Source organism: Stenotrophomonas sp. 78350_Sma (assembly GCF_056482105.1).
Window position 1 is genome coordinate 180,860 of record NZ_CM151182.1, and the last position, 15,555, is coordinate 196,414.

Genomic DNA, 15,555 nt, shown 5'->3' on the forward strand with positions numbered 1-15,555 from the left:
GAGGACATGAGCCGGCCGATTCCTTCGACCTCGCATTGAAAACCCATGCCGGGTCATCTTGGCACAGAACGGCGGCCGGTCAAAGAGGGCGGTGACAGATGCCCTTGCAGTGTGATCTGGTTCTCAGATCTTGCCGTCGCGCAGGTAGTCGAACAGCTCGGCGTCGCCCTTCAGGCCCAGCTTGAGCATGGCGTCGCCCTTCTGCCGGCTGATGGTGCTGACGCTCTTGTGCAGCTGCAGCGAGATCTCCTTCACCGTCATGCCGGTGCCGAGCAGCCGCAGCACTTCCACCTCGCGTGGCGACAACGGCTTGCCGTCGCCCTCGCGCATGCGCCAGCTGCCCGCAGCCTCGACCCGCTCACGCAGGCTGCGGCTGATGTAGGGCTGGCCCCGGTAGACCGCCTGGATGGCCTGCGGCAGTTCGTCCATCGACGAGCTCTTGTCGACCAGACCGAGCACACCGCTGTCGAGCACCATGCGCAGGATCGCCAGGTTGTTGGAGACGCTGAGCATCAGCACCGGCAGGTCGGGGTAGCGGCGGCGGATCATGCCGATCATTGCGAAGCCGTCTGCCTGTGGGCTGCCCGGCATGGAATAGTCGGTCACCAGCAGGTCGCAGGGGTGGCTGCCGAGCAGGGCCATCAGCGCCTGCGCGCTGTCGGCTTCACCGACCACGCGACCGACCCCGCTCGATTCGATGACGGCGCGGGTACCGATACGGACCACCGGGTGGTCGTCTGCGATGATGATGCGCAAGCTCATGCTCTAGTATGACCACCGGGCAGGCCGGACCGCGACCATCGCGGACCCTGGCAGGATTCTAGGAGATCGACGCCGATGCGTAGCTGGGCTGTTCGCGGGCTGGTCCTGCTGCTGGCCGCACTGGTGCTGCCGGTGGCGCTGGCACAGGCGGTGCCTGGGCTGTTGCCGCTCAGTCCCCTGCAGCGCGAGTACCTCGCCGCCCATCCAAGCATCGTCGTGGGCCAGTATGACAGCGGCTGGCCGCCGTTCGAGTCCCTCCGTGATGGCCAGCAGGTTGGCCTGGGGCCGGATTATCTGTCGCTTCTTGCCCGTCAGTTGGGCGTGAAGGTCGAGGCCCGGCGATATGCCGACTGGACTTCCGTACTGGATGCGGCCTGTCGTGGCGAGATCGACGTGGTAATGAATGTCGGTCTCAGCGCCGACCGCACCCGGTGCATGGTCTACACCGCTGCCTATGGCGAGGCGCCGTTGGCGCTGGTGGGGAGGCCAGGCGATCTGCGTGCTTCGAACATGCCCGACCTGGACGGATTGCGGGTGGTCATCGAGCAGGATTTCCTGACCGGCCCGCAGGTGCGGGCACGTTTCCCACGTGCGGTGCAGCTTGTCGCAAACAGCTCGTTGGCAGCGCTGCAGATGGTCAGAGACGACAAAGCTGATGTCTACATAGGCAATGCCTACGTCGCCACCGAACTGATCGCTCGCCAGCACCTGCAGGGTGTCGTCCTGCTGCGTCCGAGCGACCTGCCCCCCGAACGGCTGCACTTCGGCGTTCCCAACAGCAAGCAACCGCTGGCCGAAGCGCTGGACCTGGCGCTGGCCGCGACCAGCCAGGCCCAGCGCGATGCACTGGCACAACGCTGGCTGCCCCCGCCGCAGTGGTCGGCATCGGCACAGCTGGCGCTGAGCCAGGCCGAGAAGCGGGTTCTGGAACAGCCGTTGAAGATCGGTTTCGCGCCGAACGCCGCCCCACTGTCGTTCGCCGACGAGGATGGCAAGCCCAGCGGCCTGGCCAGCGAGTACCTGGGGCGGCTGATGCAGGCCGGTGCCAACCTGCAGGCGCAGAACAGCCATGACTGGTACGAGGTGCGCGAGAAGGCGCGTCGCGGCGAGCTGCAGGCGGTGATGGGCATTCCGGTCGATTCGCATTACCTGGGCCCGGACTGGGTGTTCAGCCAACCCTTCATCAGCGTGCCGAACGTGATCATCAGCCGCCACGACAGCCCGGCCCTGCTGGGTCTGTCCGACCTCCAGGACAAGCGTGTGCTGCTGTCCGATCCGGAGCGCGTTCGTGGCTATGTGCTGCAGCAGGCGCCGCAGGCCAGGATCGTCGCCGCGCGCAGTGCCGAACAGGCCATGCAACGCCTGATCGATGGCGAGGCCGACGCCTACGTGGGTAATCTTGCGCTGGTCGACCACCTGCTGCGCACGCGTTTCCCGGGGCGCCTGCAGGTTGCCGCGCCCGCGGGCTTCAACGACCAGCTGGCACTGGCCGTGGAGCGCCGGCATGCGGCGCTCGCCACGACCTTCGATCGCTTGCTGCTGCAGATGACGCCACGCGAGCGCGAAGCGCTGCGCGACGACTGGCTGGCGGTGGAGTACCGTAACGGCGTCGACTGGCGAAGCACGCTGCGCTGGGGTGTACCGCTGCTGCTGGTGCTGCTGACCGCGCTGCTGGTGCATGGCATCGGCTACTGGCGCCTGCGCCGTGAGGTGGCCGGGCGCCGCCAGCTGGAGCAGCGCCTGGCCGAAGTGACCGACAACCTGCCTGCCGTGGTCTACCAGGCCCGTCGCGAGGTTGATGGCACGCTCAGCTTCCCGTTCATTGCCGGCGACCTGCAGGCGCTGTTCGGGATCACCCGGCAGCAGGCCGAGCAGGACGCCAGGACATTGCTGGAACGCGTCGAAGAGGACGATCGCGCGCGCATCCTGCAGGCGGTCGAACAGGCCGCGCACCAGTTCGCACCGCTCATGCTGGAATTCCGCCTGCGCGGCAATGGAACAGGCCCGCGTTGGGTGCGCACCCAGGCGCAACCCTATGCCGCCGAAGCCGGTGTAGTGACCTGGAGTGGCTACTGGGTGGATGCCAGCGAGGCCCGTGCACAGGCGGACGCCCTGACCGCAGCCAAGGCCGAGGCCGAGCAGGCGGCCGAGGCCAAATCCCGCTTCCTGGCCACCATGAGCCATGAGATCCGCACGCCGATGAGTGGCGTGCTGGGCATGCTGGAGGTGCTGGCGCATTCGCCGCTGGATGCCGAGCAGCAGCGCATTCTCGGGGTTATCGAGGACGCGGCGCAGATGCTGCGGCAGATCCTCGACGACATCCTCGACTACTCGCGGCTGGAGGCCGGCGCACTGCGCCTGGAACCGGTGCCGCAGCGGCTGCGGCCATTGCTGGAAAGCGTGTGCCGGTTGTTGTCGGCGCAGGCCAGTGCACGTGGACTGGACCTGCAGGTGCAGATCGACCCGCAGCTGGCGGCGGCGCACGAAGTGGATGGCGTGCGCCTGCGCCAGATCGTGTTCAACCTGCTCAGCAACGCCATCAAGTTCACCGTGCACGGCGAAGTGCGGCTGCAGCTGGAGGTGCTGGGGCCGACCGCCGAAGACGGTAGCCAGCCGCTTCGCCTGAGCGTCACCGATACCGGCATGGGTATCGCGCCGGAAGAGTTGCAGCACCTGTTCGCGCCGTTCACCCAGGCCGGCGCCTACATCCAGCGTGACCACGGTGGTACCGGCCTCGGCCTCAGCATCTGCCATCGCCTGGTGCAGATGATGGAGGGCGAGCTGGAGCTGCACAGCACGCTGGGCGAGGGCACCTGTGCCGAGGTGCGGCTATCGCTGGTGGAAGCGGGCATTGCCGATGCTGAAGCGCTGGTTGCCGAACAGGCACAGGCTGCCCTGCTGCCGTTGGCGCTGCGGCAGGCGCGCGTGCTGGTGATCGAGGATCATCCGACCAACCAGGCGATGATGGCCTGGCGGCTGCAGCAGTTGGGCGTGCCGCATGTGCTGGTCGGTGATGGCCAGCAGGGCCTGGATCATCTGGCATCAAAGTCCTTCGATCTGGTCATTACCGATTGCCGGATGCCGGTGCTGGATGGTTTCGCCTTCACCCGCCTTCTGCGTGAGCGCGAGGGACGCACCGGGCAACCGCGGCTGGCCGTGCTGGCGCTGACCGCCAGCGTGCTGGACGACGATGCGCGTCGCTGCCGTGAAGCCGGGATGGACGAGGTGCTGGCCAAGCCGTTGTCATTGGCCACTCTGCGCGCGGCATTGCTGCGCTGGTTACCGCAGGCGCAGGGGCATTCGTTCGAGGAGCCGGTGCCGGAGTCCGCCGCCGCCGGCGCGATGCTGCCTGATCTGGCCACGCTGCAACAGCGTTTCGGTTCGCAGGCCGTGGCCGAGCAGTTGCGCGACAGCCTGCTGCAGGCCAGTGAAGGTGACCTGGCCGCTGTGCAGTGCGCGCTGCAGGCCGGCGACCGTGAGGCTGCCGCGCTGCACCTGCATCGCCAGGCGGGCGGATTGGGTGCAGTGGGGGCGACGGCACTGGCCGGGCAGGCCAATGCACTGGTCGAGCGCCTGCAGGATGCGGCCGAGACCGATCCGGTGCCATTGTTCGCCGCGGTGGCGGCATTCGTGGCGCGGCTGCAGCAACAACTGCAGCGCCTGGCTCACTGAGCCGACTGCTGCTGCAGGTAGGCGATCACCAGCGCGCGGCGTTCGGCGCTGGGGAAGGCGTTGTACATGCGCGTGCCAGGCACCACGTGGGTGGGCGACTGCAGGAACGCATCCAGCGTCTGCGCGGTCCAGGTGATGTCGGCGCGGCGCATGCCATCGGAGTAGCCGTAGTCGGGCAGGCTGCCGGCGCGACGACCGATCACGCCGTGCAGATTCGGCCCGAAGCGGTGGATGCCCCCGGCTTGCACGGTGTGGCAGCCGGCACACAACTCGAACGCGCGCTGCATGGCCTGTTGGTGCGCCTGTTCCGGCGTGGCCGGTGCCGCAGGCGGACGCTGGCAGGCCGTGGCGACCAGGGCCACGGCAACGGCGATGAGCGGGAGTGATGCACGCATGGGCGGGCAGGATAGCGACGCAGCGGGGCAGACGGGCTGCGACACGCGGTCGCAGCCCGGTGCGATCACATACCCGAGTAGTTCGGGCCGCCGCCGCCCTGCGGGGTCACCCAGACGATGTTCTGGGTGGGGTCCTTGATGTCGCAGGTCTTGCAGTGCACGCAGTTCTGCGCGTTGATCTGCAGCCGCGCGTTGTCGGCGTCGCCGACGAACTCGTACACGCCGGCCGGGCAGTAGCGCGCTTCCGGACCGGCGTACTCGGCCAGGTTCACCTTCACTGGAATGCTCGGGTCCTTCAGCGTCAGGTGGCTGGGCTGGTTTTCGTCGTGGTTGGTGCTGCTCAGGAACACCGAACTGAGGCGATCGAAGGTCAGCACGCCATCCGGCTTCGGGTAGGCGATGCGGGTGTGCCTGGACGCCGGTTCCAGGCAGGCGTGGTCGGGCTGGGTGCGATGCAGGGTCCACGGTGGGTTGCGCACACCCAGCTTGGGAAGCAGCCACTGCTCTACGCCGGTCATCAGCGTGGCCACGGTCTGGCCCTTCTTGAACCACTGCTTGAAGTTCTTGGCCTGCTGCAGTTCGGTGAACAGCCAGCTGGCTTCGAATGCCTTCGGATAGGCGCTCAGTTCATCGTGCTGGCGGTCGGCGGCCAGCGCGTCGAACGCCGCATCGGCGCACAGCATGCCGGTCTTGATCGCCGCGTGGCTGCCCTTGATGCGGCTGGCGTTGAGGTAGCCGGCCTCGCAGCCGACCAGCGCGCCGCCGGGGAAGACCGTCTTCGGCAGCGACAGCAGGCCACCGGCGGTGATCGCACGCGCGCCGTAGCCGATGCGGGTGCCGCCTTCCAGGTGCTTGCGGATGGACGGGTGGGTCTTGAAGCGCTGGAATTCCTCGAACGGGCTCAGCCACGGGTTCCTGTAGTCCAGGCCGACCACGTAGCCGATGGCGACCTTGCCGCCGTCGGCGTGGTACAGGAACGCGCCGCCATAGGTATCGCTGTCCAGCGGCCAACCGGCGGCGTGCACCACCAGGCCCGGCTCATGCTTGGCCGGGTCGATCTGCCACAGTTCCTTGATGCCGATGCCGTAGGCCTGCGGGTCCTTGCCTTCGTCCAGTTTGTAGCGGGCGATCAACTGGCGCCCCAGGTGGCCGCGTGCGCCTTCGGCGAAGATCGTGTACTTGGCCTGCAGCGCCATGCCACGCTCGAAGGCCGGGCCGATGCTGCCGTCCTTCTCGATGCCCATGTCGCCGGTGGCCACGCCGATCACTTCACCGTTGTCGCCATACAGCACTTCGGCGGCGGCGAAGCCCGGGAAGATAGCCACCTCCAGCGCCTCAGCCTGCTGTGCCAGCCAGCGGGTCACTTCGCCCAGGCTGATGATGTAGTTGCCTTCGTTGTGGAAGCACTCCGGCAGCAGCGCGTTGGGCGTGCTGCGTGCGCCGGTTTCGCTGAGGAACAGAAATTCGTCGCGGGTGACCTTCTGCTTCAGCGGTGCGCCACGCTCGGCCCAGTCCGGGAACAGTTCGGTCAGCGCGCGCGGATCCATCACCGCGCCGGACAGCACGTGCGCGCCCGGTTCGGAACCCTTCTCCAGCACGCACACCGACAATTCGCGGCCGGCTTCGATCGCGCGCTGGCGCAGGCGGATCGCGGTGGCCAGGCCGGCGGGGCCGGCACCGACGATCACCACGTCGAATTCCATTACTTCACGCGGGGGCAGGGCGTTGGCTTCAGCGCTCATCGATTGCATGACTCGTGGGTAGGGCCGGCATCGGGGCCACCGGCGGTGCCTGGGAATCGCGCGTGCAGCCACGGGCGAAACGGTTGTTTGAATGTGTCAGGGTACCGGGACGCGCCGGATCCAGCTAGATCGGCGCCGTTCACGCCACGATTGCTGCGTTGCAGCGTAGTGCCGCAGCTCTGGTGGGTGCCGACCCTGGTCGGCACGCTCTGCCCGGATGACCGACAATGGCCGGGTCCTGACTGCGTGTGAGTGCCATGGCTTTGCATCCGTACGATCTGTTTGATGTCCGTTCCCTGCTCAACGAGGAAGAGCGCGCCGTACAGGAGAGCGTCGCCCGTTTCACCAACGAGCGTGTGCTGCCGATCATCGGCGATGCCTTCGACCAGGCCCGCTTCCCCGATGAACTGGTGCCGGAGATCGCGTCACTGGGCCTGCTCGGTGCGACTCTGCCGACCGAGTACGGCGGTGGTGGCCTGGGCGCGGTCAGCTACGGCCTGATCTGCCAGGAGCTGGAGCGCGGCGATTCCGGCCTGCGCAGTTTCGTCTCGGTGCAGAGCTCGCTGTGCATGTATCCGATCTACGCCTATGGCAGCGAGGAACAGCGCCAGCAGTGGCTGCCGGCGATGGCGCGCGGCGAGCTGATCGGCTGCTTCGGCCTGACCGAGGCGCATGGTGGTTCCGATCCGGCCAGCATGAAAACCCGCGCCGTGCGTGACGGCGGTGACTGGCGCATCACCGGCAGCAAGATGTGGATCACCAGCGGTCCGGTGGCCGATCTGGCCATCGTCTGGGCGCAGACCGAGGACGGCATCCAGGGCTTCGTGCTGGAAAAGGGCATGGCCGGTTTCACCACGCAGGAGATCAAGCACAAGATGAGCCTGCGCGCGTCGCTGACCGGCGCGTTGTTCTTCGATGACGTGCGCGTGCCTGACAGCCATCGGCTGCCGAACGTGAAGGGCCTGAAGGGGCCACTGGGTTGCCTGACTCAGGCGCGCTTCGGCATCAGCTGGGGCCCGATCGGCGCGGCGATTGCCTGCCTGGATGAAGCACTGGGCTATGCCAAGGAGCGCGTTCTGTTCGGTCGCCCGCTGGCGGCCACGCAGAGCGCGCAGATCAAGCTGGCCGAGATGGCCCGCCGCATCACCACCGCGCAGCTGCTGGCCCTGCAGCTGGGCCGCCTGAAGGAAGCCGGCCAGCTGCAGCCGCAGCAGGTCAGCCTGGCCAAGTGGAACAACTGCCGCATGGCCATCGACATTGCCCGCGAGTGCCGCGATCTGCTGGGTGGGGCCGGCATCACCACCGAACACGTGGCGATCCGCCACGCGCTGAACCTGGAATCGGTGATCACCTATGAAGGCACCGAGACCGTGCACCAGCTGGTGATCGGGCGGGAGCTGACCGGGATCAGCGCGTTCTGACAGCTATCCACGCATGGCGTGGATCTACTGCCACCCATCCACGCATGGCGTGGATCTACTGCAAATGCCGGTCGTGCGCGGGGTCACGCCCCGCCGGCAAACCCATGCTGCCGCCACGCTTCGTACATCACCACGGCAACGGTGTTGGAAAGATTGAGGCTGCGGTTGTCCGGCCGCATCGGCAGGCGCAGGCGGTGGCCATCGGGCAAAGCATCGAGCACGTCCTGCGGCAGGCCGCGGCTTTCCGGGCCGAACAGGAACGCATCACCGTCTTCGAACGCCACGCTGTCATAGCGGACGCTGGCACGCGTACTCAGGGCGAACAACCGCTTCGGTGCGATCCGCGCCAGTGCAGTGTCAAGGTCGGGGTGCACCTGCAGGCGCGAATACTCGTGGTAGTCCAGGCCGGCGCGCTTGAGCTGCTTGTCTTCCAGTGCGAAGCCGAGCGGCTCGACCAGGTGCAGCTGCGCGCCGGTGTTGGCGCAGAGCCGGATCACATTGCCCGTGTTGGGCGGGATTTCCGGTTGGAACAGGATCACGTGGAACTGGGGCGCGGCATTCATCGGCGCAGTGTACCTGCGACGGCGGCCGCCTTTACGGCGCACGCCCTGCGCTGGGCAGGGCGGCACCGGTTACGGGCGCAGCAGAACCTGGGCGGTTTCGGTGGCCAGGGCCTGCAGGTCGGCGGCGCTCGGACGCACCTGCAGGGCCGGCAGGTTGACGATGACCGAGTTGGCGACGTTGGTGGCGGCAGCAGCCAGGGTCGCGGCGTAGCGCTGGGCTTCCAGTTCGGCGGCCAGGGCGACGCGCTGCTCCAGGCTCGGACGCACTTCCACCGAGGCCAGGGTGGTGATCGGCATCGCGGCGGCGACCGGGGCGGCGACGTAGCCGCTGCGCTCGGCCAGCTGGTCGGCGCTGGGGCGAACTTCCACGGTGGCCAGGGTCGGAATGCCGCTGGCCTGTTCCCAGGCCTGCTGGGCCAGCTGGTCGGCGGCCGGGCGGACCTGCACGGTGGACAGGGTCTTGATGGATTCGGAGGCCTGCACCGACGAAACAACCGCGGTGCCGGCGATCAGGGCGATGGCGATGGCAATGGTCTTGGCGTTCATGACGGGGCCTGTTTAGTGTTGGTGATCAGTGGTGTGGTAGTAAGGTAGTACACCGATTCTGGGCATGCAAGGAAAATTTTCGATTTCCTGCATTTGTTCAGTCTTCAGTCAGCTTTCGTCTGAAGCCCTTCCTGGCGCAGGAAGTACCAAGCAATCCCCGTGCCAACTTTTAGTCGTTGATTTACAAGGGTTTTGTTTGGATCGAAAAGTGTCCGGTGGGCGGACACCTGTCCATTCGATGCGCCGCGGACACTGTCCGGACGCCTGCTGCGGGTGCATGTGACTTCCCACGCCAGCCTGGGAGGGCCGGGCGGATGGCGCACAGGGGCAAACACCCCCAGTGACTGCTGGCTGATTCCTGCCGCTGCGTGCGCAGGCTAGGATCGGGGTTCACCTATGTGACCAAGGATCCGGATATGTCTCTCGCCCTTCGCCCGCGCGCTGCAGTGCTGGCCGTCGCCCTCAGCACCGCCCTGGGCACGCTTGTGCCTTCCCATGCGTTGGCGGCAAAGCCGGCCGCACCGGCCAAGGTCGATATCCCGTATGAGCAGTTCACCCTGCCCAACGGCCTGCGCGTGATCGTGCATACCGATCGCAAGGCGCCGATCGTCGCGGTCAACGTCTGGTATCACGTGGGCAGCAAGGACGAACCGGCCGGCCGTACCGGCTTTGCGCACCTGTTCGAACACCTGATGTTCCAGGGCAGCGAAAACCACGACGGCGAATTCTTCGAACCGTTCAAGCAGGTGGGTGCCACCAACCAGAACGGCACCACCAATACCGACCGCACCAACTACTTCGAGAACGTGCCCACCACCGCACTGGACATGGCGCTGTGGATGGAATCGGACCGCATGGGCCATCTGGTCGGTGCGATCGACCAGGCGGCGCTGGACGAGCAGCGCGGCGTGGTGCAGAACGAGAAGCGCCAGGGCGAGAACCAGCCCTACGGACAGGCCTGGGACCAGCTCAACAAGGCGATGTACCCGGTGGGCCACCCGTACCACCACAGCGTGATCGGTTCGATGAACGATCTGAACGCGGCGTCGCTGGATGACGTGAAGACCTGGTTCCGCACCTGGTACGGCCCGAACAACGCGGTGCTGGTGCTGGCCGGCGACATCGACCTGGCCACCGCCAAGGAAAAGGTCGGCAAGTACTTCGGCAGCATTCCGGCCGGCCCGACCATGGCGCAGCCGGCCGTGAACGTGGCCAAGCGCAGCGCCGACACGCGCGAGACGATGACCGACAAGGTGCCGCAGGCGCGCATCTACCGCGCCTGGAACGTGCCGCAGGTCGGCACCGCCGATGTCGATCAGCTGCAGCTGTTCGCGCAGGTCCTGGGCGGTGCCAAGTCCTCGCGCCTGAGCCAGCGCCTGCAGCACCAGGACAAGCTGGTGGACAGCATCGCGTCGGGCCTGTCGACGTCGCAGCTGGGTTCGAACTTCGTGATCATGGCGACGGTCAAGCAGGGCCAGGACCCGGCCAAGGTCGAGAAGATCATCGACGAGGAACTGGACCGGCTGATCAAGCAGGGCCCGACCGCGGCCGAGCTGGAGCGCGCCAAGACCGGTGCCCGCGCCGGCTTCATCCGCGGCATCGAGCGCATCGGTGGCTTCGGCGGCAAGGCCGACGCGCTGGCCGAGTGCGCGGTGTTCACCGGCGACCCGGGCTGCTTCCGCACCTCGCTGGCCAACATCGAGAAGGCCAGTGCCGCCGATCTGAGCCGTCTGGGCACGCAGTGGCTGGACAAGGGCAGCCACACCCTGGTGATCGCACCGGGTGAGCGCGTGGCGCTGAAGGAAGACCCGAGCCAGGCGCCGAAGCCGTTCAATGTGCCGGCAGTGGACCCCAAGTACAGCACGCTGCCGGAGCAGGTCGACCGCAAGGCCGGCGTGCCGCAGACCCGCGAGTTCCCGCAGCTGAAGTTCCCGGCGCTGCAGCGCGCCACGCTGAAGAACGGCACCCAGGTGATCCTGGCCGAGCGCCACGAGATTCCGGTGGTGCAGTTCAGCTACCAGTTCCCGGGCGGCTTCAGCGCCGACCAGGGCCGCAAGCCGGGCACCGCCAACTTCACCATGAGCCTGATGACCGAAGGCGCCGGCAAGCTCGGCTCGCTGGCCTTCGCCGATGCCGCTGACGCACTGGGTGCCAGCCTGGATGCCTCGGCCGGCCTGGACTCGATGAGCGTGGACCTGTCGGCGCTGAAGGAAAACCTGGCGCCGTCGTTGGCGCTGTATCGCGATCTGCTGCGCGAACCGCGCTTCGAGCAGGGCGAGATCGACCGGGTCAAGGCGAGCTGGATCGCCGGCATCCAGCAGGAGAAGGTCAACCCGGGTGCGGTGGCGATGCGCGTGCTGCCGCCGCTGCTGTACGGCAAGGGCCATCCGTATGCCATTCCGTTCACCGGCAGCGGTGACGAAGCAGCGATCAACGGCCTGACCCGCGAAGACCTGGTCGACTTCCACCACGATTGGCTGCGCCCGCAGAACGGCACCCTGATCGTGGTCGGTGACACCACCCTGGCCGAGATCGTGCCGCTGCTGGACAAGCAGCTGGGCGACTGGAAAGCCAGTGGCGATGCCCCGCAGGTGAAGGCAGCCACCGACGTGGCGTTGCCGAAGGGCCCGCGCGTGTTCCTGATCGACCAGCCAGGCGCGGTGCAGGCCAACCTGTTCGCCGGCCAGGTGGTGGCGCCGTCCAGCGCCGCCAGCTCGACCCGCTTCGACATCGCCAACGGCGTGATCGGCGGCGACTTCACCTCGCGTCTGAACATGAACCTGCGTGAAGACAAGCACTGGTCGTACGGTGCACGCAGCAGCGCGGTCAATTCGGTCGGCCAGCGTCCGTGGATGGCCAGCGCGCCGGTGCAGATCGACAAGACGGGTCCGGCGATGGCGGAAATGCGCAAGGAAATCGCCGCGTTCGCCGATGGCAGCAAGCCGGCCACCGCCGGCGAGGTGAACCGCATCCGCAACATCCAGACGCTGAGCCTGCCGGGTGCCTACGAGACCGCCAGCGCGGTGGCATCGACCATCGGCTCGATCGTCCAGTTCAAGCGTCCGGACGACTACGTGCTGCGTCGCAAGGCCGAGATCGAAGCGATGACCCCGGCGCAGGTGCAGCAGGCCGCCGCCGAGATCAAGCCGCAGGCGCTGACCTGGGTGGTGGTGGGTGACCTCAAGCAGACCGAAGCGGCCGTGCGCGCGCTGAACCTGGGCGAGGTGACGGTGATCGACGCAGAAGGCAACCCGGTCAAGAAGTAAGGCACTACCCGGCCCGCCATGTGGCGGGCCGGCTCCCCCCGGTAGTGCCGGCCGCTGGCCGGCAACCCCGTCATGCATCCCGGGTCCTCGCCCCTGCGAGGGATCCGACCCCCACCGGCTACCCCCGATTCAGGCTGTTCAGGCAGAATCCCTCCATACCCTTCCAGGATCTGCCCATGCGCGTTCTGCTGCTTTCCTCCCTGCTGCTCACCGTCACCGCCTGTACCTGGGTGCCGATCGAACCGGCCGGCAAGGCGACCCGCGTGCTGCCGGCAGGTCCGGTCCCGGCCGGCTGCATCGCCAAGGGCGAGGTGGTGGTGACCGTGAAGAGCAAGGTCGGTTTCTACAACCGCAACCCTCTGCGCGTGCAGGAAGAGCTGGAAACCCTGGCCCGCAACGAGGCCCCGAGTGCCGGCGCCAATGCCGTGCAGGCCGCTGCGGCGCCCGCTGATGGCAGCCAGCGCTTCGCCGCGTTCCAGTGCCCGCCGCGCTGAACGCTTCACCATACGGCCAAGGCTGAATTCGTAAAGATGCGGTGAAGGCCCGGGGGGTTATAGAATAGCGCCCCCTTTTGCCTGAGCCTTGGCGCTAACCTCGATGCTCTTCAAGAATGTCTCGATCGCCGGCCTGGCACACGTCGACGCGCCGCATACGCTGACCACCAAGGAAATCAACGAACGCCTGCAGCCGACGTTGGATCGCCTGGGTATCCGCACCGACGTGCTCGGCGACATCGCCGGCATCCACGCGCGCCGCCTGTGGGACAACGGTGTGCTGGCGTCCGACGCTGCCACCATGGCAGGCCGCAAGGCACTGGAAGACGCAGGCATCAATGCGACGCAGGTTGGCCTGCTGGTCAACACCTCGGTCAGCCGCGACTACCTGGAGCCGTCCACCGCCTCCATCGTCTCGGGCAATCTCGGCGTCAGCGATGAGTGCATGACCTTCGACGTCGCCAATGCCTGCCTGGCCTTCATCAACGGCATGGATATCGCCGCGCGCATGATCGAGCGCGGTGACATCGACTACGCGCTGGTGGTGGACGGCGAGACCGCCAACCTGGTGTACGAGAAGACCCTGGAGCGCATGACCGCCCCGGATGTCACCGCCGACGATTTCCGCAACGAGCTGGCGGCGCTGACCACCGGTTCGGGTGCCGCGGCGATGGTGATGGCGCGCTCGGAGCTGGTGCCGGACGCGCCGCGCTACAAGGGCGGCGTGACCCGCTCGGCCACCGAGTGGAACCAGCTGTGCCTGGGCAACCTGGACCGCATGGTCACCGACACCCGCCTGCTGCTGATCGAAGGCATCAAGCTGGCGCAGAAGACCTTCACCGCCGCCAAGATCGCCCTGGGCTGGGCCGTGGAAGAGCTGGACCAGTTCGTGATCCACCAGGTCAGCCAGCCGCACACCGCCGCGTTCATCAAGAACTTCGGCATCGACCCGAAGAAGGTCATGACCATCTTCGGCGAGCACGGCAACATCGGCCCGGCCTCGGTGCCGATCGTGCTGAGCAAGCTCAAGCAGCTGGGCAAGCTGAAGAAGGGCGATCGCATCGCGCTGCTCGGCATCGGCTCGGGCCTGAACTGTTCGATGGCTGAAGTGGTCTGGTAAGCAGCCCGCTGCCCGACCTCCTGTAGAGCCGAGCCCATGCTCGGCTCACGCGCGCAGCGCGGCTCTTCCGCAGCGGACCGGAGAGCAGCCGAGCATCGGCTCGGCTCTACATTGCGCCGCGACTCTCCCTAGGTACTCCGCATGCGCGATCTTCCCGGTTACCCCGCCCACCCGCAGCGCTTCGAAGTGCGCCCCGGCCTGTCGATGAACTATCTCGACGAAGGCCCGCGCGACGGCGAGGTGGTGGTGATGGTGCACGGCAACCCGTCGTGGAGCTATTACTGGCGCACGCTGGTGGCCGGCCTGTCGGACACGTACCGCTGCATCGTGCCGGACCACATCGGCATGGGCCTGTCGGACAAGCCCGATGACAGCCGCTACGAGTACACGCTGCAGTCGCGCGTGGATGATCTTGATGCGTTGCTGAAGCACCTGGGCATCACCGGCCCGGTGACCCTGGCGGTGCACGACTGGGGCGGCATGATCGGTTTCGGCTGGGCGCTGTCGCACCACGACCAGGTGAAGCGCCTGGTGGTGCTCAACACCGCCGCGTTCCCGATGCCGGCAGCGAAGAAGATGCCGTGGCAGATCGCGCTGGGCCGCCACTGGAAGATCGGCGAGTGGATCATCCGCACCTTCAATGCGTTCTCGTCCGGTGCCTCGTGGCTGGGCGTGGAGCGGAAGATGCCGGCCGACGTGCGCCGCGCCTACGTGTCGCCGTACAACAACTACGCCAACCGCATCAGCACCATCCGCTTCATGCAGGATATCCCGCTGTCGCCGGCCGACAAGGCCTGGTCGCTGCTGGAGCGGGCCGGCAAGGCGCTGCCGTCGTTCGCCGACCGCCCGGCCTTCCTCGGCTGGGGCCTGCGCGACTTCGTGTTCGATCATCATTTCCTGAAGGGCTTCCAGGCCGCGCTGCCGCAGGCCCAGGTACATGCCTTCGAGGACGCCGGCCACTACGTGCTGGAAGACAAGCACGAGGTGCTGGTGCCGGAGATCCGCGCGTTCCTGGACAAGAACCCGATCTGATCGGTTCCCGGGGCGGATCCCGGTAGTGCCGGCCGCTGGCCGGCAAGGGCGCAATGCGCGCCAGGTTCAAGAGGTTGCCGGCCAGCGGCCGGCACTGCCGCTACGCGGCGACCGGCGCCTGCGGCGGCGAGGACGGGCTGTTGCCGTTGTCGTCCGGATGGTCGTCGTCATTGTCGGCCGCGTCGCGCCAGCGCCAGTCGGCCAGCGTCAACGGATCCAGGCCATAGGCGATGCGCGCCTTGTCGCACTGCGGGCTGGCCTTGCCGTACTCCCACGATGCATCCACCTCACGGCACACGCTGGGCCGGTTGGGGTGGATGGTGCAGCGTGAATACACGCCGATCTGCGCATCCAGCGCCACGCAGCGCACCGGCTTGGAATGGGTGCCGCGCATGCACAGGCGATGCGGGTCGAGAACCTCGGTCAGCTGGTGCGGCACGCCGCCGGGGGTGACCTCGTCCGATTCCATCCAGTGGAAGGCCACGCGGTACTGGGTGCAGCAGGCGCCGCAGGTCATGCAGGGATGTTGCATGGGCAAGCCG

General features: G+C 67.2%; 12 protein-coding genes. 6 read left to right on the forward strand and 6 right to left on the reverse strand.

Annotation, left to right across the window (positions count from 1 at the left end):
• Positions 1 to 123: 123 nt before the first annotated feature.
• Positions 124 to 762 carry a response regulator gene (locus tag ACZK4H_RS00750; protein WP_099551582.1) on the reverse strand — a complete coding sequence of 213 codons (639 nt, stop codon included), beginning with the start codon at positions 760 to 762 and terminating at the stop codon, positions 124 to 126.
• A gap of 75 nt (positions 763 to 837) precedes the next feature.
• Between ACZK4H_RS00750 and ACZK4H_RS00755 the strand changes: the two genes are divergently transcribed.
• On the forward strand, positions 838 to 4,434 hold the full coding sequence (locus ACZK4H_RS00755; protein ID WP_099551581.1) for an ATP-binding protein: 3,597 nt from the start codon (positions 838 to 840) through the stop codon (positions 4,432 to 4,434).
• Here ACZK4H_RS00755 and ACZK4H_RS00760 read toward each other — a convergent pair.
• Both ACZK4H_RS00760 and ACZK4H_RS00765 read right to left on the reverse strand, forming a co-directional pair.
• The gene (locus ACZK4H_RS00760; protein ID WP_099551580.1) at positions 4,428 to 4,829 is read right to left on the reverse strand and encodes a c-type cytochrome; all 402 of its coding nucleotides are present in this window, start codon (positions 4,827 to 4,829) and stop codon (positions 4,428 to 4,430) included. The genes ACZK4H_RS00755 and ACZK4H_RS00760 overlap by 7 nt on opposite strands.
• A 65-nt stretch (positions 4,830 to 4,894) precedes the next feature.
• Entirely contained in the window at positions 4,895 to 6,571 is a 1,677-nt protein-coding gene (locus tag ACZK4H_RS00765; RefSeq protein ID WP_099551579.1) for an electron transfer flavoprotein-ubiquinone oxidoreductase, read from the reverse strand.
• Between the two features lie 257 nt (positions 6,572 to 6,828).
• Here ACZK4H_RS00765 and ACZK4H_RS00770 point away from each other — a divergent pair, with 257 nt between their 5' ends.
• Entirely contained in the window at positions 6,829 to 7,992 is a 1,164-nt protein-coding gene (locus ACZK4H_RS00770; RefSeq protein ID WP_099551578.1) for an acyl-CoA dehydrogenase family protein, read from the forward strand.
• Positions 7,993 to 8,075: 83 nt separating this feature from the next.
• On the opposite strand, the gene ACZK4H_RS00775 is transcribed toward ACZK4H_RS00770, so the two are convergent.
• Together ACZK4H_RS00775 and ACZK4H_RS00780 are read right to left on the reverse strand one after the other, a co-directional pair.
• Positions 8,076 to 8,555: a tRNA (cytidine(34)-2'-O)-methyltransferase gene (locus ACZK4H_RS00775; RefSeq protein WP_099551577.1), complete on the reverse strand. Its 480-nt coding sequence runs from the start codon at positions 8,553 to 8,555 to the stop codon at positions 8,076 to 8,078.
• A gap of 69 nt (positions 8,556 to 8,624) precedes the next feature.
• Complete coding sequence (locus tag ACZK4H_RS00780; RefSeq protein ID WP_049402662.1) at positions 8,625 to 9,101, reverse strand: XAC0231 family protein; 477 nt, start codon at positions 9,099 to 9,101, stop codon at positions 8,625 to 8,627.
• Between the two features lie 416 nt (positions 9,102 to 9,517).
• Here ACZK4H_RS00780 and ACZK4H_RS00785 point away from each other — a divergent pair, with 416 nt between their 5' ends.
• The 4 genes from ACZK4H_RS00785 to ACZK4H_RS00800 all read left to right on the forward strand — a co-directional run bounded on the left by ACZK4H_RS00785 (position 9,518) and on the right by ACZK4H_RS00800 (position 15,013).
• Complete coding sequence (locus ACZK4H_RS00785; protein ID WP_099551576.1) at positions 9,518 to 12,367, forward strand: M16 family metallopeptidase; 2,850 nt, start codon at positions 9,518 to 9,520, stop codon at positions 12,365 to 12,367.
• Positions 12,368 to 12,543: 176 nt separating this feature from the next.
• Positions 12,544 to 12,861, forward strand: coding sequence for a DUF4156 domain-containing protein (locus ACZK4H_RS00790; RefSeq protein ID WP_005407628.1), 318 nt, complete (start codon positions 12,544 to 12,546; stop codon positions 12,859 to 12,861).
• 103 nt (positions 12,862 to 12,964) lie between these two features.
• Positions 12,965 to 13,981, forward strand: coding sequence for a 3-oxoacyl-ACP synthase III (locus tag ACZK4H_RS00795; protein ID WP_004135358.1), 1,017 nt, complete (start codon positions 12,965 to 12,967; stop codon positions 13,979 to 13,981).
• Between the two features lie 141 nt (positions 13,982 to 14,122).
• Entirely contained in the window at positions 14,123 to 15,013 is an 891-nt protein-coding gene (locus tag ACZK4H_RS00800) for an alpha/beta fold hydrolase (protein ID WP_099551575.1), read from the forward strand.
• 100 nt (positions 15,014 to 15,113) lie between these two features.
• Here the strand turns inward: ACZK4H_RS00800 and ACZK4H_RS00805 are convergent, their stop codons facing one another.
• Positions 15,114 to 15,545 (reverse strand): YkgJ family cysteine cluster protein, encoded by a 432-nt coding sequence (locus ACZK4H_RS00805; RefSeq protein ID WP_088023282.1) that lies wholly within the window; start codon positions 15,543 to 15,545, stop codon positions 15,114 to 15,116.
• Positions 15,546 to 15,555: the final 10 nt, after the last annotated feature.